1 protein-coding gene is annotated in these 664 nt (G+C 67.8%); it reads right to left on the reverse strand.

Going from position 1 to position 664, the window contains the following annotated elements; all coding sequences use genetic code 11:
- On the reverse strand, positions 1–639 hold a 639-nt coding region (locus P2P98_RS06550), incomplete at its 3' end, for a helix-turn-helix domain-containing protein (protein WP_275798315.1).
- Positions 640–664: the final 25 nt, after the last annotated feature.

Genomic DNA, 664 nt, shown 5'->3' on the forward strand with positions numbered 1-664 from the left:
CGCAACGTACTCCCGCAACCTGCCGGGCTGGGCCAGCTTCGCCGGCTTCGGGCGGACCCGCTTCGCCGCAGCGTCACGGTGAGCGGCATGCGGCAGATACCGCCCGTTCGCGTCGGTACGGGCGTGAAGCTCCCGCATGACCGTCGACGCCGGCCTCCCCAGCTCCCGACCAATCGCCCGCAACGACAGACCCGCCCGCCGCAAATCGGCGATCCTCTCCCGCTCCAACAGGGACAGCAACCGGGCACCGACAACCGCCGGAACCACGTCGACGACAGGCTTCACAACCCCCATCGTGGTCTGCCCCGTCGAATAATCCACTCGACGCCCATCCGGATAGATCCGCGCGTTCATCGTCCGACGCACCCCGCGATCCCAATCCTTCGCGGTGCGCTCATGAATCCCCACCGCCACCGCCGCTTCACGGCGACTCTTCCCCTCCGCCCGCAACCGCGCGAACTCCGCCCGGCCCGGATGCGCAACACGGACCGAAGCAATACCCGCCCGCCGCGCCCACACGGACCCGGTATTGGGACTCAGGCCCATCTCCCGCGCCACCACAGTGACACTTCCAACCTCACTCAACCGCCGCAGAAACAACTCCCGCACGACCGAACTCGACACGCCCTCAAACGACACGGTGGCCGCAACCTCCCAAAATCTG

It is taken from the genome of Microbacterium sp. Kw_RZR3 (assembly GCF_029222405.1).
In the GTDB taxonomy this organism is placed as follows: domain Bacteria; phylum Actinomycetota; class Actinomycetes; order Actinomycetales; family Microbacteriaceae; genus Microbacterium.